Genomic DNA, 20400 nt, shown 5'->3' on the forward strand with positions numbered 1-20400 from the left:
GCGGCGCGATGCAGCAGGATCGAAAAGGGTGTGTATCCAGGCGCTACGCCCTGCAACGCTTTGAAACAGGTCGACGACAGCCACCTGCCCGTTACTCTCGTGTAAGCTCATACGCTGTTGGTTTTCCCATCGAGAGGCCTATGCAGTCCACTTTCCGACGCTCGACCCTGGCAGCGCTTCGCGGTTTTGCCTTGCCGAGTGATGCTATCTCCATTGTTCCATCTGCCGCCGATTATCGGCGCTGCCTGCTGGAGAAGATCGCTTCGGCCACGCGCCGTATCTATATTATTGCGCTGTATCTGCAACAGGATGAGGCGGGCCAGGAAGTCCTCGACGCCTTGTATGCCGCCAAGACAGCCCGGCCAGGGCTGGAGGTGGTGGTGCTGGTGGACTGGTTCCGGGCGCAGCGGGGCCTGATCGGCGCCGGGCGGCAGCCGGGCAATTCGACGTGGTATCAGGCGCAAAACCTCGAATACGACGAAGAAGTGCCGATTTACGGCGTACCCGTGCAGACTCGCGAGCTGTTCGGCGTGTTGCATCTCAAGGGCAGCGTGATCGATGACTGCGTGCTTTACACCGGCGCGAGCCTCAATAACGTTTATCTGCACAAACTCGATAAATACCGCCTTGACCGTTATCACCTGATCGAAAGTACAGCGCTGGCCGACTCTTTCGTGAATCTGGTGCAGCGGGAGATTCTGCCATCACCTGCCGTGCATCGTCTGGACCTGCAATCGCCGCCGAGTTCTCGCAGCCTGCGCAGCGAAATTCGGGCGTTTCGTGGCGATCTGAAGCGCGCGGCCTATGACACCTCGGCAGGCGACAGGGAAAACGGTGAGTTTCGCGTAATCCCCTTGTTGGGCGTCGGCCCGCGCAACGCGCTCAATCGGGCCATCTGCGACCTGATCGCTTCCAGCAAGATTCAGCTGACCATCTGCACGCCGTATTTCAACCTGCCGGTGGCCGTGACGCGCGAGATCAACAGAGCGCTGAAACGCGGCGTGCATGTCGATATCATCATCGGTGACAAGACCGCCAATGACTTTTTCATCGACCCGGACGAGCCGTTCAAGGTGATCTCGGCCTTGCCCTATCTGTATGAAATCAGCCTGCGACGCTTTGCGCAAAAGCATCAGAAGGCAATTACCCAGCATCGCCTGAACGTGCATTTGTGGAAGCACGGTGACAACACGTTCCACCTCAAGGGGCTTTGGGTCGATCAGCGTTACACGTTGCTGACCGGCAACAACCTCAATCCGCGAGCCTTCAATCTGGACCTGGAAAACGGCTTGCTGATCGACGATCCACGAGGCCAGTGGACCGCCCCCCGCGAGGCAGAAATCGCGCACTTGATGCGCAATACCCAGCGCGTCGATCAATACGATGAACTGGACACGCTGGCCAATTACCCTGAAGGCGTGCGCAAATTTCTGCGCAGGGTCAGTCGGGTCAGGGTCGAACGTTTGCTGTACCGGATTCTCTAGGGTCTGTTCCCGTTTCATCGCGGCCGCGTCGGAGTCTGTTTTGCCATGCGTCGTTGCAGGACTTGAAANGATTTGGCCCAGCAACGCGGCTCGCGATGAAACGGGAACAGACCCTGGTCGCTCACCTCAGCGGGCGCACAGCTGTTCTTCAGGCCTGTCGCCCGCTGACGGCGCTTTTCGACACCCGCAGTGTTCAAGGTCGCCTGGCTCCCAACTGCTTCCACATCTTTTGCGTGATTTTGCGGCGGTTGCTGTAACCCGCCCATGGATCATCAGTGAGCGTGCTCAAACGCTGTTGCAGAGTGGTGATGTCCCATTGCGCCGACGACGTCAGTCCCGCCAGCTCATCCAGTGCTATCGGCACTGAGACCGGTAAACCCGGCCGGGCGCGTACCGAGTACGCAGTGACCGTGCTACCGCCGCGACTGTTGCGCAGGTAGTCGATGAAGATCTTGCCGACCCGGTTCTTCGGCCCCATGGTGGCCGTAAAGCGCTCGGGCAACTGACCACTGACGAACTCGGCAATCGCTTTGGAAAATGCCTTGACGGTTTCCCAGTCGGCCTGCCGCGCCAGTGGCACGATGATGTGCATGCCCTTGCCGCCGCTGGTTTTCAGAAAAGCGTCCAGCCGCAACTCGTCGAGCACGGCGAGCACCATCTGCGTGGCTTCGATCATGCTGCGCCAAGGCAGCGCAGGGTCAGGATCGAGGTCGAGCACCAGGTGATCGGGCGTCTCGATTTTGTCGCGGGTCGCGCCCCAGGTATGCAACTCGATGGCGCCCATTTGCGCGGCCCCGACCAGCGCCTGCACCGAATCGATTTCCATCAGCGCGGCATGGCCAGGGTCCAGCGCGCGATCCAGTTGCCTGATGTTCGGAATGGCCAGATGCTCGGCATGCTTCTGGAAAAACTGCTCGCCATCGATGCCTTCCGGGCAGCGCAACAGGGCTACCGGACGCTTGCTCAGGTACGGCAGAATCCAGTCGGCGATGGCCTCGTAGAACTGCGCAAGTTCGATCTTCTGCGTGCCGGTCTGGCTGTCGATGACCCGATCCGGATGGCTGATACCGGTGCCTGCCACATCAACTCTGCCGTGCGCAGCTTTTTTGCCGGCCCTGGGCGTTGCCGTAGCGGGCCTGGCTTTCGCTGGCGCGGGCGTGGAAGGCGCAGAAGCTGCCTTGGTCTGGCCTGCGGCCTTGCCAGGCTGGACCTGTTCGCGCACCACCTCACCAGCCGGTTTGTCAGTGCGCAGGCCAGCAAACGCGGCCTGACGCAGAATACCCTCGCGGGTCCATTGGGCGAACTCTGCTTCGCACACCAGTTGCGGCTCCAGCCACTGCACACCGCGTGCTTGCGCTGCAGTGAGTTTTTTGCACAACGGCGAGCTGTCGCGCTGCAATGGACGAAACTGTTTGTGCAATTGCTTGAGGGTCGTCTCGTTGAAACCGGTGCCGACCCGCCCGGCATACACCAGGCCTTGCTGGTCGTCGTTGACTGCCAGCAACAACGCGCCGAACGCCGAGCGGCTGCCCTGTGGTGCGCTGTAGCCGACGATCACGAATTCCTGACGCAGACGGCATTTAAGCTTGATCCAGTCGGCATTGCGCTTGCTGACATAAGCACTGCCGGCGCGCTTGCCGATTACTCCTTCGAGGCCCATCGCCGCCGCGCTGCTGACAATGTCCTGATGCCCGGCCTGAAACGCATCGGAGTAACGCAGCAAACGGCTGCGCTGGCTGTCGAGCACTTGCTTGAGGGCGTCACGACGCTGCTCCAATGGCACCTCGCGCAAGTCTTCGCCACTCAGAAACGGCATGTCGAACAGGTAGTACAGGATGTTTTTGCTCTGCCCCTCGTCAAAGGCATTCTGCAGCCCCTGAAAATCCGGCAGCCCTTGTTCGTCGAGCACCACAACCTCGCCGTCGAACCAGCTGTCCTGCAATTTCAGGCCTTTTAGCGCCTTGACCAGCTCAGGTAACTGATCGGTCCAGTCATTACCGTTCCGGGTGAACAGCCGCACATCGTCATGCTGAAGACGCGCCAGCATGCGGTAGCCGTCGAACTTGATCTCGTACAGCCATTCGCCTGCGGGCGGAGCATCCACCAGGGTGGCCAGTTGCGGTGAAAGCGCGTCGGGGAAAGCTGTTTTCGATTTTGTCTGCTTTGGCGTTGCCTCTTTCGCTTTGACGGCCTTGGCCTTGGCCTTGGCTTTGCCGGTTGCAGTGTCAGGTCTGGATCTGGTTTTGACAGGCGCTGCACGCCCTGCCCCGACCTGTGCGCCGCTGATCACGCTTTGCGGTTGCTCCCGAGTGATGTCGTATTCGTCAGCCGGCCGGGCAATCGAGTCCTTCTCCTTGATCAGCAACCACTGCTCCTTGCTGCCGCTGCCCTTGAGCCGGGTGCGCACCAGCGCCCATTCGCCGCTGAGTTTTTCGCCCACCAGGGTGAACTTGAGTTTGCCTTCCTCATAAGTCTTTTGCGGATCACCATGAGGTTGCCAGATGCCACGATCCCAGACGATCACGTCGCCACCGCCATATTGCCCTTGCGGAATACTGCCCTCGAAACCGGCGTAATCCAGCGGGTGATCTTCGACATGCACCGCCAGGCGCTTCTGCTTCGGGTCCAGGCTCGGTCCCTTGGGGACCGCCCAGCTCTTGAGCGTGCCGTTCAGCTCCAGCCGGAAATCGTAGTGCAAGTTGCGCGCATCGTGTTTCTGGATCACAAAGCTCAACGCGCCGGACCGGGCCTTGCTTTTGCGTGTGCTCTCGGCGGGCTCAGACGTGACATCGAAGTTGCGCTTGCGCGTGTATTCACTGGCTGGCTTGGCCATGGCCGGTTTCTCCGTAGGGATCGAGAGGCTTTTGTCTCAACCGGTTTTGCCTCAAGACGCTTTGCCGGTTTTTTTACGCGCAGCGGGCCGCTTGGGCTTGGTCTCGTCTTTGGCAGCAGCCTTGCCGCTGGGCTTGGCGGCAGGTTTGCTCGCCCTTGCCTTGCCCGCACTGCTCTTGCCCGCCAGGCTGCGACGCAACAAATCGGTAAGGTCTATGACATCGGCGCTCTTGCGCTCTTCCTCGCCTGGATCGCTCTCGACGTTCTCGATCTTGCCTTCGCTGGCCTTGGTTTCGACCAGTTTCATGATCTTCTCCTGAAAGGTATCGCGGTACTTTTCAGGCTCCCAGTCGGCACTCATGTCCTTGACCAGCCGCTTGGCCATGTCGCGTTCGCTTTTATTCAACTGCGCCTTGGTCACGGCCTCATTCAGTTCCAGCACATCGAGTTCGCGGACGTCGGCGGGCCAGCGCAGGATCACCATCACCAGCGCCGACTCCAGCGGCATGACCGCTGCCAGGTGCTCACGGGTGTGCAACACGACATTGGCCAGCGCCACCTTTTTGGTATCGATCAAGGTTTCGCGCAGCAGCGCGTAGACCTTTTCGCCGCGCTTGTCCGGGGTCAGAAAATACGGCGTGTCGATGTTCTGCAAAGGAATCTGTTGACTGTCGACGAAAGCGAAGATGTCGATGGTCTGGGTCGACTTGGGGTGCGAAGAACGTATTTCCTCCTCGCTGAGCACCACATAACGGTCCTTCTCATGCATCACGCCTTTGACGATGTTTTCCTTGGTGACTTCCTTGCCGGTAACCTTGTTGATCCGTTTGTAGCCGACCGGGTCCATGCTGCGCTTGTCCAGCCAGTCGAAATCGACACTGTTCGACGTTGTAGCAGACACCAGCGCGACGGGGATGTGTACCAGCCCGAAGCTGATCGCGCCCTTCCAGATTGCCCTTGCCATGATCTGACTCCTGTTGGTCTTGAACAGGTGACCGGGCACGACCGAGAAAAGTTTCGACAGGCTGACGAGCGCTGCCAAACCCCTGTGGCAGAAGGCTCTGGAAGGGAATGCAGGTCACAAGCACTGCCATATATACCTTTAAGATCTAAAAATATGGTTTAACGATCTTTTGCGGAATAAAAAAGACGTTCTATAAATGGCCCACCTCGAACGCTGTTGGCAGACTGTCTGCGCTCCAACAGCAGGTCCCGTCAGCTTTCACTGAGCTGATCACTCCCAAGGATTTGTCATGAACGTTTTCTGGTTTCTTCCGACTCACGGCGACGGCCATTATCTGGGAACCACCAAGGGCGCGCGCCCGGTGACCCTGAACTACCTGAAGCAAGTGGCGCAGGCTGCCGATGATCTGGGCTATCACGGGGTGCTGATCCCTACCGGCCGCTCCTGCGAAGATTCGTGGGTGATCGCCTCGGCGTTGGTGCCGCTGACCGAGCGTTTGAAGTACCTGGTGGCGATCCGTCCGGGGATCATCTCCCCGACCGTTTCAGCGCGCATGGCGGCCACACTGGACCGTCTTTCCGGCGGCCGCCTGCTGATCAACGTGGTTACCGGCGGCGATCCGGACGAGAACCGCGGCGATGGCAGCTTTCTCGATCACAGCGAACGCTATGAAGTCACCGACGAGTTCCTGCAAATCTGGCGGCGCGTCCTGCAGGGCGAAGCGGTCGACTTTGAAGGAAAACACCTGCGCGTTCAGAACGCCAAGGCGCTGTACCCGCCCATCCAGAAACCCTATCCGCCACTGTATTTTGGTGGCTCTTCGGACGCGGCTCATGATCTGGCCGCCGATCAGGTGGACGTCTATCTGACCTGGGGCGAGCCGCCGGCGGCCGTCGCGCAGAAGCTGGCTGATGTGCGGGAACGTGCGGCGCGCAAGGGCCGTACCGTGAAATTCGGCATTCGTCTGCACGTGATCGTTCGGGAAACCAGCGAAGAAGCCTGGAAAGCCGCCAGCACCCTGATCGAACACATCAGCGACGAAACCATCGCAGCGGCGCAAAAATCCTTTTCGCGTTTCGACTCCGAAGGCCAGCGACGTATGGCAGCACTGCATGACGGGCGCCGCGACAACCTGGAAATCGCTCCCAATCTGTGGGCAGGCGTTGGCCTGGTGCGTGGTGGCGCCGGCACGGCACTGGTCGGCAACCCGCAGGAAGTCGCCGAGCGCATCAAGGAATACGCGGATCTGGGCATCGAGAGCTTCATCTTTTCCGGCTACCCGCATCTGGAAGAAGCGTATCGTTTTGCCGAGCTGGTCTTCCCGCTGCTGCCTGAGCCTTATGCCAGCCTCGCCGGGCGCGGCATCACCAATCTGACCGGGCCGTTTGGCGAAATGATCGCCAACGATTTGCCCCCGCAGGCCAAGTGATGTCCGGGCAACTGCTGACCTTACCGCACTCGCCTGCGCTGGCGACCTCGATCAGGGCCACCGCGCAGGTCTTCGAAGACCCGAAATCCAGAGCCTTGCTGGCGCACGTGCGCCAGGTCGCGCCAAGCGACGCCAGCGTGCTGATCATCGGCGAAACCGGCACTGGCAAAGAACTGGTCGCCAGGCATGTCCACGAATTGAGCGCCCGGCGTGACAAGCCGTTCGTAGCAGTGAACTGCGGAGCGTTTTCCGAAAACCTGATCGAGGCCGAGTTGTTTGGTCACGATAAAGGCGCCTTTACCGGTGCAATAAGCGCCAAGGCAGGCTGGTTCGAGGAAGCCAATGGCGGCACGCTGTTTCTTGATGAGATCGGTGATCTGCCCATGACGCTTCAGGTCAAGCTGCTGCGCGTGCTTCAGGAGCGCGAAGTGGTGCGCCTGGGCTCACGCAAGAGCATTCCGATCGATGTACGAGTGCTGGCGGCCACCAACGTGCAGCTGGAAAAAGCCATTAATGCCGGGCATTTTCGTGAGGATTTGTATTACCGGCTGGACGTGGTCAATCTGGAATTGAGCCCGTTGCGCGAGCGGCCGGGCGATATTCTGCCGCTGGCCCGGCATTTCATCGAAGTCTATAGCCAGCGCCTGCGGCATGGTCCGGTACGCATCAGCCCGGAGGCCGAGCACAAGCTCAAGACCTACAGTTGGCCGGGCAATATTCGCGAGCTGGAAAACGTCATTCATCACACGCTGCTGGTCTGCCGTGACGGCGTGATTCAGCGTGATGACTTGCGCATGTCGAACCTGAGAATCGAGCGTCAGGACGAGTACAGCCCGGCTGACGAGTCCGCCGAGCAGTTGCTCAACCGTGCGTTTCAGAAGCTGTTCGAGGAGCAGGCAGGCGCCTTGCACGAAAAGGTCGAGGACACGTTGCTACGTACGGCTTATCGTTTCTGCCATCACAATCAGGTGCATACGGCCAGCCTGCTGGGCCTGACACGGAACGTGACGCGCACGCGTCTGATCAGGATCGGCGAACTGGCGGTCAACAAGCGCAGGCCGGGCGAGAATGTGCAGGGCGACCGGATGCTGCATTTGTCGGTGTAGCAGGCAACGACGCTGTGGAATGCCCGTAATAACACTGCGCGATAATGCTTTAGATGTGTTTTTAGAGCGCGATAGCACTGACAACGCCGATTGCGACGTAAGTGACGGCTGAGTCCTGACGCTGATCCGGGGGATGCGAGGCAGGACGCCGAGCAAGCCGCACCGNCGAGGGGCGAAAAGGTGCCTTGAGCCGTAAACAGACATCACTGACATCGCAAAACCGCTGCGCGACGCGGAGCATAGAAACAGGAGCTAGCGCCTTGTTTCCGGAGCTGTACGCCCGGCTGACCCTCACACGCGTGAGAAACGAAAGGTGTCTGGAAGAACACTTATCGTGACAACGCTCCGCGTCGTCATGCCGTTCTGGACGCTCCGCGTCCGCTCTTGCGGGGCTAGGTCAAGGAGGCCAAACGCATTGCCAGCGCCTTGGCCTGGATCGCTACGTCGGTGACGGCGGTGCTCTCCCACCACATGCCGCGCAACGGCGGGCCCATGGCGAACAGCCGGGAGGAATACTGACCTTGCGCATCAAGCACCGCGCCTCCAGCGTCGGCGGCGATGCCCAGTGCCAGTGGGCCGGGCTGGATCAACCCGCGTGCCAGCAACTGGCGAGGCAGCGGACGGTCTACGCGACGCCAGTCGTATTCGATACCGGTGGAATTTATCAGCGCATCACCCGCCAGCTGCGAGAATTCATTCTCGCCCCGATAGCGGACGCTGATCTGCACCTGCCCCGAAGCCAGACTGGCAACACTCTGCAACGATGCAGCCTGGATGCTCAGCCGTCCTTGCCGCACCAGCCTGGCCAGCAACGCCGCACTCGGCGGCGGCGAGCGATGGTGATGGCTTTCCCACCAAGGCCGTACATGGCGCACGAATTGTCGGCGCTGCCTGTCGGTCGCCTGATGCCACAGCCGTCCGACGTTGGCGCGCACGGTATCCAGCGGAGCCTGCCAGTCAATGCCGCTCTCGATAGCCAGTTCGCACTGCTCACGCACCTTGCGCAGCAACTGCCGGGTGGTGCGGATACTCGGGTCATGGGCCAGAAAGTCAGGCCATTCCGGCGGCTGACGGCGCACGTGAGGCAACAGGCCGTGGCGCGAAAAAACCTGAATCTGCCCGCGATGGCCGGCTTTTTCAAGGGACACCACCGCGTCGACCATGGTCAGCCCGGAACCGATGATCAGCACCCTCGCCTGCGGATCGAGCTGGCGCATGACCGCCACATCCCACGGGTCCAGCGCCGCTGCATTCAGCCCGTTCGACTCGCGCATCGGCGTACGTGAAGCAGCGTACATGCCGGTGGCCAGCACGGCGTGGCGGCCACGCAGCAGACTGCCATCCGCCAGCGTGATGCTGACACCGAAAGCATCAGGCTGCACATCAACCGCCTCGCCGCGCACATGCTCGAGCGTCGAACCATAAACGTCTCCGGCGGCGCGGGCCTCGCGCAGGCGCTGCTGCACATAGAGACCGAACACCCCTCGCGGCGGAAACAGCTCGGCCACCGGTACTGGCTGCTCTGCGGATTCGGGCCAGCCGCCTTCGGCCAGGTACCCGGTCAGCCATTCGGTCAGGTCAGCGGGGTTGTCCGGATCAACGCTCATGCGCGCCGCATTGCCATTGAGCGTGTGCCCGGGCTCGGTGGCACTGTATGCCTCGCCACGACCCAGTTCGCTGCGGGTTTCGATGATCATGATCCGACGCTGACCCGGCCTGCGGAGCAGTTGTACTGCCAGCATGCTGCCGCTCAAACCGCCGCCGATGATCAGAAAATCGGCCATCTGGTTATGCTCGTCGCTCATCGAACAGCGCCTCGATCGGGATACCACAGAAAGAACAAGAACGTTACAGCACCACGTTGCGCACGAAGCGCAGCGGCAGCGTGCCTTCGTTGCAATAGCGGTGCGGCTGATTGCTGGGAAACATGAAAACTCTCCTGGCCCGATCACTTGCGCCGCAACCGGTTCGGCCAGGCGCAGCGTCAGTTGCCCTTCCACGACATAGACCTGCTCGCTCCAGCCATCCGGGTCGGCTTCCGACGCGTAGGCGTCTCCGGGCGCCAGGCAGAACTCCCACAGTTCAACTTCGCGCCGGGCAATCGCCCTGGCCAGCAACACCGCCTTGCTGCCAGAACGCGTACCTTCCCAGGCCAACTCGTTGATGCGGCTATGATCGCGGCTGTCAGGGGCCTGAATCAAGTCACTGAATGCCACGTCGAGTGCTTCGGCGACACGGTCCAGAGTCGCCAGGCTGACGTTTTTTTCCCCGGCCTCGATAGCCACCAACATACGGCGGCTCACGCCGGACTTATCCGCCAGAGCAGTCTGGCTGAGATCTGCCGCGTTACGCAGACGCCGAATGTTCTGGCTGACGTGTTGCAGCACGGGTGCGCGTCGGTGATGTTCTGGGTGCATGGATGTACTCACGTGAAACCATTGCGCAGTATACTGCCCACTTCTGGGCAACTATCAAGGTGCCCAGCCTCTCATCCCACGCCTCGTAATGAACAGGAATCTGGAGCTGACATGAAGTCTATCAGCCGCTTGCCCCGCATCAGTAAAGCAGAAGCCGTATTGATTCTGATCACCATGCTTTGGGGGGGCACGTTCCTGCTGGTACAGCATGCGATGACGGTCAGCGGCCCGATGTTTTTTGTCGGCCTGCGTTTCGCCGCCGCAGCAGTGATCATCGCACTGTTCTCGATGAACGTGCTGCGCGGTCTGACATTACTCGAGCTTAAGGCGGGTGTCGTGATCGGCACGGCGATCATGCTTGGCTATGGTCTGCAGACCATCGGCTTACAGACCATTCCCAGCAGCCAGTCGGCATTCATTACTGCTCTTTATGTGCCCTGCGTGCCGTTGCTGCAATGGCTGGTGCTCGGTCGGCGGCCGGGGCTGATGCCGACCCTGGGAATTGTCCTCGCGTTCATCGGCCTGATGCTCGTCTCGGGCCCTCAAGGCGCATCCATGGATTTCAGCTCGGGGGAAATCGTCACACTGATCAGCGCTGTGGCCATAGCCGCTGAAATCATCATGATCAGTGCCTATGCTGGCAGGGTCGATGTGCGCCGGGTGACGGTGGTGCAACTGGCAACCGCTTCGGTGCTGGCGTTTCTGATGATCGTGCCAACCCAGGAAAGTCTGCCGGATTTCTCCTGGTTGCTGGTGCTCAGCGCAGTGGGCCTGGGGGCGATGAGCGCGGCGATTCAGATTGCCATGAACTGGGCGCAACGCAGTGTTTCACCCACCCGCGCGACGGTGATTTATGCCGGTGAACCGGTCTGGGCCGGGATTGTCGGAAGACTGGCCGGTGAGCGCCTGCCGGGGATTGCCTTGCTCGGCGCGGCGCTGATCGTGGCGGGCGTCATCGTCAGCGAACTGAAACGACGCCCGCCCGCCACCGAACAGCCTGCTAACAGGCAGCAAGGCGCACGACAACCGACTGAAAAGGCGTGAATTACGGATGAAGAATGATTGATTACCGCAGTCGGGATTTTCTGATGTAAAAATATCAGACACTTTTTGTAGGAAATTTCGGAAAGTGTTCGTTTGGTATTGAGTTGTCTGGCACGTATGATGCTTGACATTCTCCTGCAGATTAGAAGCCTATGTCTCTGATAGTTCTACTGCTTCTGCCTTTCATCGGCAGCTGTCTGGCGGCCTTTTTGCCGCACAACGCACGTAACGCAGAATCCTTTCTGGCAGGTCTGGTTGCCTTGGTCGGCGCAATCCAGATGGCGTTGTGGTTTCCGCAGATTGCCGATGGTGGCGTGATCCGGGAAGAATATTTCTGGCTGCCCAGCCTGGGAATGAATTTTGTCCTGCGTATCGACGGCTTCGCCTGGCTGTTCTCGATGCTGGTGCTGGGCATCGGCGCGCTGGTGTCACTGTACGCCCGCTACTACATGTCGCCGGATGATCCGGTGCCGCGCTTTTTTGCTTTTTTCCTCGCGTTCATGGGCGCCATGCTCGGGCTGGTAATGTCCGGCAACCTGATCCAGATCGTGTTTTTCTGGGAACTGACCAGCCTGTTTTCCTTCCTGCTGATTGGCTATTGGCACCACCGTGCCGATGCCCGACGCGGTGCGTACATGGCGCTGATGGTCACCGGTGCTGGCGGGCTGGCGCTGCTCGCGGGAATGATGATCCTCGGTCATGTGGCCGGCAGTTATGATCTGGATCGCGTACTGGCATCCGGCGACGCGATCCGCGCGCATGCCCTGTACCCGGTGTTGCTGACCCTGATCCTGATCGGCGCACTGAGCAAAAGCGCGCAGTTCCCTTTTCACTTCTGGCTGCCCCACGCGATGGCAGCACCGACGCCGGTGTCGGCGTACCTGCACTCGGCCACCATGGTCAAAGCGGGTGTGTTTCTCATGGCACGCATGTGGCCGTCGCTGTCCGGCAGCGAACAATGGTTCTGGATGGTCAGCGGCGCGGGTGCCTGCACGCTGATTCTGGGTGCCTACGCGGCCATTTTCCAGAATGACCTGAAGGGCCTGCTGGCCTACTCGACCATCAGTCATCTGGGGCTGATCACACTGCTGCTCGGTCTGAACAGCCCGCTGGCGGCAGTGGCGGCAGTGTTCCACATCCTCAACCACGCCACGTTCAAAGCCTCGCTGTTCATGGCCGCAGGGATCATTGACCACGAAAGCGGCACGCGGGATATCCGGCGTCTGAGCGGGCTGGTCAAACTGCTGCCCTACACCGCGACCCTGGCGATGGTCGCCAGTGCGTCGATGGCAGGCGTGCCGCTGCTCAACGGTTTCCTGTCCAAAGAGATGTTTTTCGCCGAAACGGTGTTCATCTCAGCCACCGCCTGGGTGGAGATGGCGCTGCCAGTGGTCGCGACCATTGCTGGTGTGTTCAGCGTCGCCTACTCGCTACGCTTCACCGTCGACGTGTTCTTCGGCCCGGCCGCCAAGGATCTTCCGCACCTGCCCCACGAGCCGCCGCGCTGGATGCGTGCGCCGGTCGAATTTCTGGTACTGACCTGCGTCGTCGTCGGCATTTTCCCGGCACAATCGGTCGCGCCGCTGCTGGCAGCGGCGGCCCGGCCGGTGGTCGGCGGCACACTGCCCGAATACAGCCTGGCCATCTGGCACGGCTGGAACGCGCCGATCATCATGAGTCTGGTGGCGATGGCGGGCGGCATCATTTTGTATCTGTTGTTGCGCAAGCCGCTCAAGCAGGAGCGCATCACCGCCCCGCCGCTGGTGGGCAGGCTCAACGGCAAGCACATGTTCGAACGCAGCCTGGTGGTGGCGATGCATTGGGCACGCCGTTTCGAGCGCAAAGTCAGCACGCGTCGCTTGCAACCGCAGTTGTTTCTGCTGGTGCTGGCTGCAGTGCTGGGCGGCTTTATTCCGATGTATTTCAGCGGCCTGACCTGGGGCGACCGGCCGAAGATTCCGGGTTCCGGGGTGTTCGTCACCCTCTGGCTGATCGCGATTGCCTGCGCGCTGGGCGCGGCATGGCAGGGCAAATACCATCGTCTGGCGGCACTGGTGATGGTCAGCGTCTGCGGGCTGATGACCTGTATCACCTTCGTCTGGTTCTCGGCTCCTGACCTGGCGTTGACGCAACTGGTGGTGGAAGTGGTAACCACTGTGCTGATCCTGCTCGGCTTGCGCTGGTTGCCGCGACGCAACGAAGACGTCGCCCCGCTCAGCGCTCGCCTGCGCGCCCGCACCCGGCGTATTCGCGACTTCGGCCTCGCGGTGCTGGTCGGCGTGGGGATGGCGATATTGTCCTACGCCATGCTGACTCGCCAGACTCCGAACGCCATTTCTTCGTTCTACCTGAGCCGTGCGCTGCCCCAGGGCGGCGGCACCAACGTGGTCAACGTGATGCTGGTGGATTTCCGTGGTTTCGACACGTTTGGCGAAATCACCGTACTGGCTGCCGTGGCATTGACCGTTTTCGCTCTGTTGCGCCGCTTCCGCCCGCCCAAGGAAAGCATCCTGTTGCCTGCTCAACAGCGCCTGCTGGCACGCGACGTGGTCACCGACCTGATCAACCCGCGTAGCGCCAGTGACACGGCGCTCGGTTTCATGATGGTCCCGGCCGCGCTGGTCAGATTGCTGCTGCCGATTGCCTTCATCGTCTCGATGTACCTGTTCATCCGTGGCCACAATCAGCCGGGCGGCGGATTCGTGGCCGGGCTGGTGATGTCAGTGGCTTTCCTGCTGCAGTACATGGTCGCCGGAACTCAGTGGGTCGAAGCGCAGATGAGTCTGCGGCCGCTGCGCTGGATGGGCACCGGCCTGTTGGTTGCGGTGCTGACCGGAGCCGGCTCGATGGCGCTGGGTTATCCGTTCATGACCACCCACACCGCGCATGTGGATCTGCCGATCCTGGGTGACATCCACATTGCCAGCGCGCTGTTTTTCGACGTCGGCGTGTATGCCGTGGTGGTCGGGTCGACCTTGCTGATTCTTACCGCGCTGGCTCACCAGTCGGTACGCAGCCATCGTCCGACCCAACTGCCCAAGCCTGTCGCCAACCCGCAAGGAGTTCTCTGATGGAAGAAGTCATCGCAGTCGCCATCGGTGTTCTCGCTGCCTCGGGAGTCTGGCTGATCCTGCGTCCGCGAACCTTTCAGGTGGTCATGGGCCTGTGCCTGCTCTCTTACGGGGTCAACCTGTTCATTTTCAGCATGGGCAGCCTGTTCATCGGCAAAGAACCGATCATCAAGGACGGTATTCCCCAGGACCTGCTCAATTACACTGACCCGCTGCCGCAGGCACTGGTGCTCACCGCCATCGTCATCAGCTTCGCCATGACCGCGCTGTTTCTGGTGGTGCTGCTCGCCTCCCGAGGCCTGACCGGCACCGACCACGTCGATGGCCGGGAGCCCAAGGCATGAGCTGGATGAATCAACTGATCATCGCGCCGATCCTGCTGCCGTTGCTGACCGCCGGGCTGATGCTCTGGCTGGGCGAAAAGCACCGGCCGCTCAAAGGGCGCATCAACCTGTTCTCGAGCATCCTCGGGCTGGGCATCTCGGTGGTGCTGATGCTCTGGGTGCAGCAAAGCGGCAGCAGCGGATCGATCGGTGTCTATCTGCCGGGTAACTGGGGCGTGCCGTTCGGTATCGTGCTGGTCGTGGATCACCTTTCGGCGCTGATGATGGTGCTGACCGGCATCGTCGGTGTCTGCGCGCTGCTTTTTGCCCTGGCGCGCTGGGATCGGGCCGGGGCCAGCTTCCATGCTTTGTTCCAGATCCAGCTGATGGGCCTGTACGGCGCGTTTCTGACCGCTGACCTGTTCAACCTGTTCGTGTTCTTCGAAGTCCTGCTCGCGGCGTCCTATGGTCTGATGCTGCACGGCTCCGGGCGCGCGCGCGTGTCGGCGGGCCTGCATTACATTTCGATCAACCTGCTGGCCTCGTCGCTGTTTCTGATCGGCGCCGCCTTGATCTACGGCGTGACCGGCACCCTGAATTTCGCTGACCTGGCGATCAAGATTCCGCAGGTGTCGGAAGCCGATCTGGGCCTGCTGCACGCCGGCGCGGCGATTCTGGCCACGGCATTTCTGGCAAAAGCCGGAATGTGGCCACTGAATTTCTGGCTGGTCCCGGCCTATTCCTCCGCCAGCGCGCCCGTGGCGGCGATGTTTGCGATCATGACCAAGGTAGGCATCTATACCCTGCTGCGCCTCTGGACGCTGCTGTTTTCCGGGCAGGCCGGCGCTTCGGCGTTTTTCGGTGGCGACTGGCTGATCTTCGGCGGCATGGCGACGATTTTTACGGCGGCGATGGCGATCATCGCCGCCCAGCGTCTGGAGCGTCTGGCCAGCCTGAGCATTCTGGTGTCGGCGGGCATTTTGCTGTCAGCCATCGGTTTCGCTCAGCCCAGCCTGACGTCAGGTGCGCTGTTTTATCTGGTCAGCTCGACCCTGGCCCTGAGCGCGATGTTCCTGCTGGGCGAATTGGTCGAACGTTCGCGCTCGGCCAATGAAATCCCGCTGGAGGAAGACGCCGACCAATTGCCACGCGCCGTGGAGTCGCTGCATCCGCCGCCCGGCACCAATCTGGACGACGAGCAAAAAGTCGTGGTCGGCCAGGTCATTCCCATGACCGTGGCCTTTTTGGGCCTGAGCTTCATCATCTGCGCGCTGCTGATCATTGGCATGCCGCCGCTGTCCGGGTTCATCGGCAAGCTGACGCTGCTCAGCGCCCTGTTGAACCCGCTGGGGCTGGATGTTGCCAAGGATGAGGCGCTGCTGCCCCGCTCCTGGATGTTGATCGGCCTGCTGATTTTTTCCGGACTGGCGTCACTGATTGCCTTTTCCAGGCTCGGCACCCAGCGCTTCTGGACACCCCACGAGCGCCCTTCGCCACTGTTACGGCGCAATGAGTGCCTGCCAATCGTCATCCTGCTCGGCTTGTGCATTGCGCTGACCTTCAAGGCTGAACCGCTGCTGCGCTACACGCAAGACACCGCTGCCGCGCTGCATGAGCCCAAACAGTATGTGCAGTCGGTGCTCGCTACACGACCGATCCCCGGCCCGACCAGTCGTGACGTGAACCCGGAGGGACAACCATGAAACGTTTGTTTCCGGCCCCCCTGCTCTCACTGGCGCTCTGGGTGCTGTGGCTGGTGCTGAACCTGTCGCTCAGCCCCGGTCACGTGCTGCTGGGTGCTCTGCTGGGGTTTCTGGCACCGCTGTTGATGGCGCCGTTGCGCCCGCTGCCAGTGCGCATTCGCAAGCCGGGGACGATCCTGAGGTTTTTCTGGAGGGTCGGCTGCGATGTGGTGGTGTCCAACCTTCAGGTCGGCCTGAGCATCTGGCGGCTCAAGCGTCGTCCGCCGCGCTCGGCCTTCGTGCGAATCCCGCTGGACCTGCACGACGCCCACGGCCTTGCCGCACTGGCGATAGTGACCACGGTAGTGCCCGGCACGGTCTGGTCGGAACTGGCGCTGGATCGCAGCGTGCTGCTGATGCATGTCTTCGATCTGGAGGACGAGGCGCAATTCATCGAGCACTTCAAGACCACCTATGAGCGTCCATTGATGGAGATCTTTCAGTGAGTGCACTGCTCGACAACGCGATTCTGATCAGCCTGCTGATCTTCGCCCTGGCCATGGTGATCACCCTGCTGCGCCTGATCAAAGGCCCTTCCGCGCAGGATCGGGTACTGGCGCTGGACTACCTGTACATCATCGCCATGCTGATGATGCTGGTATTGGGTATTCGCTACGCCAGTGACACCTATTTCGAGGCGGCCATGCTGATCGCTCTTTTCGGCTTCGTCGGCTCGTTCGCGCTGGCCAAATTCCTGTTGCGCGGAGAGGTGATCGAATGAACGAACTGTCCGGTGCCGTCCCCTTCTGGGCTGAAATACTCACTGCCGGGCTGCTGATCGTCAGCAGCCTGTTCGCCCTGACCGGCGCCATCGGGCTGCTGCGCCTGAAAGACTTTTTTCAACGCATGCATCCACCGGCACTGGCGTCGACACTGGGCGCGTGGTGCGTGGCATTGGCGTCGATCATCTACTTCTCGGCACTCAAGTCAGAGCCGGTCATCCATGCCTGGCTCATTCCGGTGCTGCTGGCGATTACGGTGCCCGTGACGACCCTGCTGCTTGCGCGCACTGCGTTGTTCCGCAAGCGCATGGCCGGTGACGCTGTACCGGCCGAGGTGAGCAGTGGCCGTGTCGATGGCGAGTCAAGCGGGGGCTGAGGCCGGAGGGGCGTGCGTTACTCGCTGGCCTTGAAGGTCAGTTCGCCCTTGCGCCACTTGGCGGCCTTGCCCACTGCGCTTTTCAGGACCTTGCTCATACCGGTCTGCAGTTGCTCTTTCGCGGCAAAGACCATCACCACACCCTGCCCTTCCTTGAACACGATGCCATGGCCTTCAGGCGTGTCGACAAAGGCATATTCACCCAGTCCGTAAACCGTGACCTTGACTTCGCGGAACTTCAGTTCGAGCTTTCCACCTTCACGGCTCGGCAGAACCGCAGCCCGAAAATGATCGCCGACCTTGAGTTCCAGGCGCGGCTTGTCATCGACCACAAGGGCAGCTTCGGTATCGATTTCAGCAATGTAGATGCCTTCGGCTGATTGCTCGGTGAGATAGACAAAGCGGGATTGAAACTGCTTGACCAACTGTGCGCGAAGATCGCCGAGCACGAACAAAGCATGGGTATCCAGGTTACTTACAGCCAAAGTCCAAACCCTCAAACATGAAAATGAGGCTGCCTGAAGTTCAGGCAGTCGATAAATGATTCATTCACAGGCCGTATGGCACGGCCAGATACCTGCTGACGCGCTGCACTCGGGGGACGACAAGTCGGCCGCTGCCGAACCGTGCAGGCTGGTGGCGGATTCTACCGGCTCATTGCCTCTACAGGATATATTCCTTTTGTACACATCGATGTCACCGCAGCCTGACGGCACAGGAATGCCCCGCCATTCAGGCCTCGTTCAGTGGCTGGACAGGCTCGTACCTGCGCTCCCGCAGACATCCGGCGCAGCGGGAACATAGCATTAACGTTCGGCGCAAAAAAGATTGCCGTTTTTCACGAACGGCAAATGCATCGAACTCTTGCACGCGACGGTCACTCCCATAGATGACTGATGACAATACGGGGATACCCCTCGTCGAGGAGATGACATGGATCTGACTACCGCTACCCTGAATGACCTGTTCGCTCAACTGGGGCTGGGTTCCGAAGACAAGGACATTGACGCTTTCGTTGCAGCGCACCAGTTGGACGACGATGTAAAGCTGATCGACGCTCAATTCTGGACCCCGCAGCAAGCGGCATTCCTCAAAGAGCTACTCCGTGAAGACGCAGAGTGGGCACCTGTGGTCGACGACCTCAATGCCCGCTTGCATAAAAAGCCCTGACATCACTGCGGGTAGCCGGGCTGCCCGATGTTGGGGTGCAGTATCCGGCCGCCCGGTTCAGGTGCGTGAACGAACACTGCGTCACTGAGGCTGCCCGTTCGACCCAGTGACGCGCTCCAGTGCGCGGACTGATGAATGTAGCGCCAGCGCAGAATCTGCTCTTCGTCACTGGTCAGCGTGTAAGGACCGCCTCGCGCGTAATCGATCAGCTTGCGAGCGATGCCCTCCAGCTCGGGAGGAAGCTGAAAGTGCGGCGCCTGCGGAATGGGGCGGAACGGCACACCTTCGTCACAGGCCAGCGCATGCATGATCTGCAGCGAAACCCGTGAAAGATGCCCAAAGACCTGCCGATGCATGCACACCGCAGCCACAATCACCCCCAGGCCGCTGAGCGAATTCTTGCAGACACGACCGCTGCTTTTGCACGACTGCACCTGCAATGACGCCTGGCTATCGAGCGGATCGATCCAGTAATTCAACTCCATCCTGCTCAGTTCGGCCTGCGCTTCCTGCCAGCAGTTCGCCGTTTCAGGAGCGCTGCCGCGCCGCACAGTGCTCATACGTGGGCGGGTCAACAAGACGTTTTCATCCATTTGCGGCGGATAACCACCGCCGATATCGGAATGTGCCCCCGGCAGGAGGATTTCCGCAGGCCATCCGGGGGTAATGCTATTGAGCGCAAAATTGCGCCGGTTTTCATCGCGTGCGACCAGATGCAACACTTGCTGGGCACATCCGGGCGGCAAGTACAGGTTGACCCGCCGATTGCTGGCGTCGCTTGTGCTGCCCAGGTCTTTGATGCTGCCGATAGCGGCAACAGTGTCGAACAGGCCAATGACCTTGAGCCGCACACAGTCGTTGTGCCAGGCAAAATTTTCGCTCAACCGCACTTTGCGGCTGCGCAATATCGGCTCAAGCATGCCGACGTCACGCTTGAGAATTTCGTTGACGAAGTGCCTCGCCGACGCAGCACCGCGACTGAAGCCGAAGACATCGAACTCCAGCGCCTTCAGAGCACAGCCCGGATTATCCACCGGAAACGTCTTGATTACCGATTCGAGCTTTCTGAAAGCGTTTTGCACCTTGGCCACCACACCCGTGGTGCCGCGGCCCAGACTCTGCCCGGGCCATACCGAATCACGCCCACCTGATGTCGTCCCGGCGCCGCTTATATAGATCGGGTAGCAGACGTTCAAACCTTGCCCGTCATTGGTAGCGATTGCTTGTCGACGATAAAGCCCTGCCAGCAAGGCGATATTACTTAATTCATTACTGTAACTACTGCCCGGATCGGCATGTCGTCCAGCGCACTCCTGAATATGCTGGCCGTTATTGACTTCCAGCAGTGCACGGCAATCAGCACCTATCTGACTGTTGACCCGGTTATTACCCGTACCGTCAAAAAATATGCCGATACGCGCCGTAACTTGTAAAACCACTGCACTCGAAGTCTCGGATGATTGTTTGACACTCCATGTATTTTTCATAACTCTTCCGTCCGTAGAGGCGCCCTTGGCAAGGCCGCTCGTGAATCAAAAATTGATACCATTGATTCAAGAGATTGCTCAGCGCGCATCGACAGTCAAGCCCCAAAGAGCTATTCAGAAGCTTCCTACAACCCACATCTACATACTTAAAAAATCTATAAATAAATACCTACACGGCAGTGCCTGATAAAAGTAAAGAACAGGTCGAGCAGACTTCAACACCTCTGCTCACT

General features: G+C 60.3%; 16 protein-coding genes and 1 pseudogene. 11 read left to right on the forward strand and 6 right to left on the reverse strand.

The features are described from left to right. The first annotated feature begins 140 nt into the window (after positions 1 to 140). Positions 141 to 1484 (forward strand): CDP-diacylglycerol--serine O-phosphatidyltransferase, encoded by a 1344-nt coding sequence (gene pssA / locus ABJ99_RS15680; RefSeq protein WP_054086580.1) that lies wholly within the window; start codon positions 141 to 143, stop codon positions 1482 to 1484. Between the two features lie 193 nt (positions 1485 to 1677). Here the strand turns inward: pssA and ligD are convergent, their stop codons facing one another. Further along, complete coding sequence (gene ligD, locus ABJ99_RS15690) at positions 1678 to 4317, reverse strand: DNA ligase D (RefSeq protein ID WP_054086582.1); 2640 nt, start codon at positions 4315 to 4317, stop codon at positions 1678 to 1680. A 51-nt stretch (positions 4318 to 4368) separates the two neighbouring features. Beyond that, entirely contained in the window at positions 4369 to 5280 is a 912-nt protein-coding gene (ku, locus tag ABJ99_RS15695; RefSeq protein WP_054086769.1) for a non-homologous end joining protein Ku, read from the reverse strand. A gap of 289 nt (positions 5281 to 5569) precedes the next feature. Between ku and ssuD the strand changes: the two genes are divergently transcribed. Both ssuD and ABJ99_RS15705 read left to right on the forward strand, forming a co-directional pair. Beyond that, entirely contained in the window at positions 5570 to 6709 is a 1140-nt protein-coding gene (gene ssuD, locus ABJ99_RS15700) for an FMNH2-dependent alkanesulfonate monooxygenase (protein ID WP_054086583.1), read from the forward strand. Then, on the forward strand, positions 6709 to 7815 hold the full coding sequence (locus ABJ99_RS15705) for a sigma-54 interaction domain-containing protein (RefSeq protein ID WP_054086584.1): 1107 nt from the start codon (positions 6709 to 6711) through the stop codon (positions 7813 to 7815). The genes ssuD and ABJ99_RS15705 overlap by 1 nt, the downstream gene beginning before the upstream one ends. 392 nt (positions 7816 to 8207) lie before the next feature. Here ABJ99_RS15705 and ABJ99_RS15710 read toward each other — a convergent pair whose 3' ends face one another. Both ABJ99_RS15710 and ABJ99_RS15715 read right to left on the reverse strand, forming a co-directional pair. Further along, positions 8208 to 9620 carry an FAD/NAD(P)-binding protein gene (locus tag ABJ99_RS15710; protein ID WP_054086585.1) on the reverse strand — a complete coding sequence of 471 codons (1413 nt, stop codon included), beginning with the start codon at positions 9618 to 9620 and terminating at the stop codon, positions 8208 to 8210. 43 nt (positions 9621 to 9663) lie between these two features. Next, positions 9664 to 10232, reverse strand: a pseudogene (locus ABJ99_RS15715) (helix-turn-helix domain-containing protein). Positions 10233 to 10343: 111 nt separating this feature from the next. Here ABJ99_RS15715 and ABJ99_RS15720 point away from each other — a divergent pair. From ABJ99_RS15720 to ABJ99_RS15750, 7 genes are all read left to right on the forward strand, one after another. Next, positions 10344 to 11276 (forward strand): DMT family transporter, encoded by a 933-nt coding sequence (locus tag ABJ99_RS15720; RefSeq protein ID WP_054086586.1) that lies wholly within the window; start codon positions 10344 to 10346, stop codon positions 11274 to 11276. A 152-nt stretch (positions 11277 to 11428) separates the two neighbouring features. Then, positions 11429 to 14347: a monovalent cation/H+ antiporter subunit A gene (locus ABJ99_RS15725; RefSeq protein WP_054086587.1), complete on the forward strand. Its 2919-nt coding sequence runs from the start codon at positions 11429 to 11431 to the stop codon at positions 14345 to 14347. Beyond that, positions 14347 to 14691: a Na+/H+ antiporter subunit C gene (locus tag ABJ99_RS15730; protein ID WP_007251310.1), complete on the forward strand. Its 345-nt coding sequence runs from the start codon at positions 14347 to 14349 to the stop codon at positions 14689 to 14691. Before ABJ99_RS15725 ends, ABJ99_RS15730 begins: the two co-directional genes overlap by 1 nt. Then, positions 14688 to 16373, forward strand: a complete 1686-nt coding sequence (locus tag ABJ99_RS15735; protein ID WP_054086588.1) for a monovalent cation/H+ antiporter subunit D — start codon at positions 14688 to 14690, stop codon at positions 16371 to 16373. The genes ABJ99_RS15730 and ABJ99_RS15735 overlap by 4 nt, the downstream gene beginning before the upstream one ends. Then, positions 16370 to 16858 (forward strand): Na+/H+ antiporter subunit E, encoded by a 489-nt coding sequence (locus ABJ99_RS15740; protein ID WP_054086589.1) that lies wholly within the window; start codon positions 16370 to 16372, stop codon positions 16856 to 16858. The genes ABJ99_RS15735 and ABJ99_RS15740 overlap by 4 nt, the downstream gene beginning before the upstream one ends. Continuing rightward, positions 16855 to 17133 carry a K+/H+ antiporter subunit F gene (locus ABJ99_RS15745; protein WP_005890532.1) on the forward strand — a complete coding sequence of 93 codons (279 nt, stop codon included), beginning with the start codon at positions 16855 to 16857 and terminating at the stop codon, positions 17131 to 17133. The genes ABJ99_RS15740 and ABJ99_RS15745 overlap by 4 nt, the downstream gene beginning before the upstream one ends. Next, positions 17130 to 17510, forward strand: coding sequence for a Na+/H+ antiporter subunit G (locus ABJ99_RS15750; protein WP_054086590.1), 381 nt, complete (start codon positions 17130 to 17132; stop codon positions 17508 to 17510). The genes ABJ99_RS15745 and ABJ99_RS15750 overlap by 4 nt, the downstream gene beginning before the upstream one ends. A 17-nt stretch (positions 17511 to 17527) precedes the next feature. Here the strand turns inward: ABJ99_RS15750 and ABJ99_RS15755 are convergent, their stop codons facing one another. Then, a complete protein-coding gene (locus tag ABJ99_RS15755; RefSeq protein WP_054086591.1) occupies positions 17528 to 17995 on the reverse strand; it encodes a hypothetical protein in 468 nt (155 codons plus the stop codon). 448 nt (positions 17996 to 18443) lie between these two features. Between ABJ99_RS15755 and ABJ99_RS15765 the strand changes: the two genes are divergently transcribed. Next, positions 18444 to 18680 (forward strand): DUF2789 domain-containing protein, encoded by a 237-nt coding sequence (locus ABJ99_RS15765; RefSeq protein ID WP_054086593.1) that lies wholly within the window; start codon positions 18444 to 18446, stop codon positions 18678 to 18680. 2 nt (positions 18681 to 18682) lie between these two features. Here the strand turns inward: ABJ99_RS15765 and ABJ99_RS15770 are convergent, their stop codons facing one another. After that, positions 18683 to 20167, reverse strand: coding sequence for a T6SS phospholipase effector Tle1-like catalytic domain-containing protein (locus ABJ99_RS15770; protein ID WP_054086594.1), 1485 nt, complete (start codon positions 20165 to 20167; stop codon positions 18683 to 18685). Positions 20168 to 20400 lie beyond the last annotated feature (233 nt).

The sequence above is a fragment of the Pseudomonas syringae pv. cilantro genome (genome assembly GCF_001293775.1).
In the GTDB taxonomy this organism is placed as follows: Bacteria; Pseudomonadota; Gammaproteobacteria; order Pseudomonadales; family Pseudomonadaceae; genus Aquipseudomonas; species Aquipseudomonas syringae_P.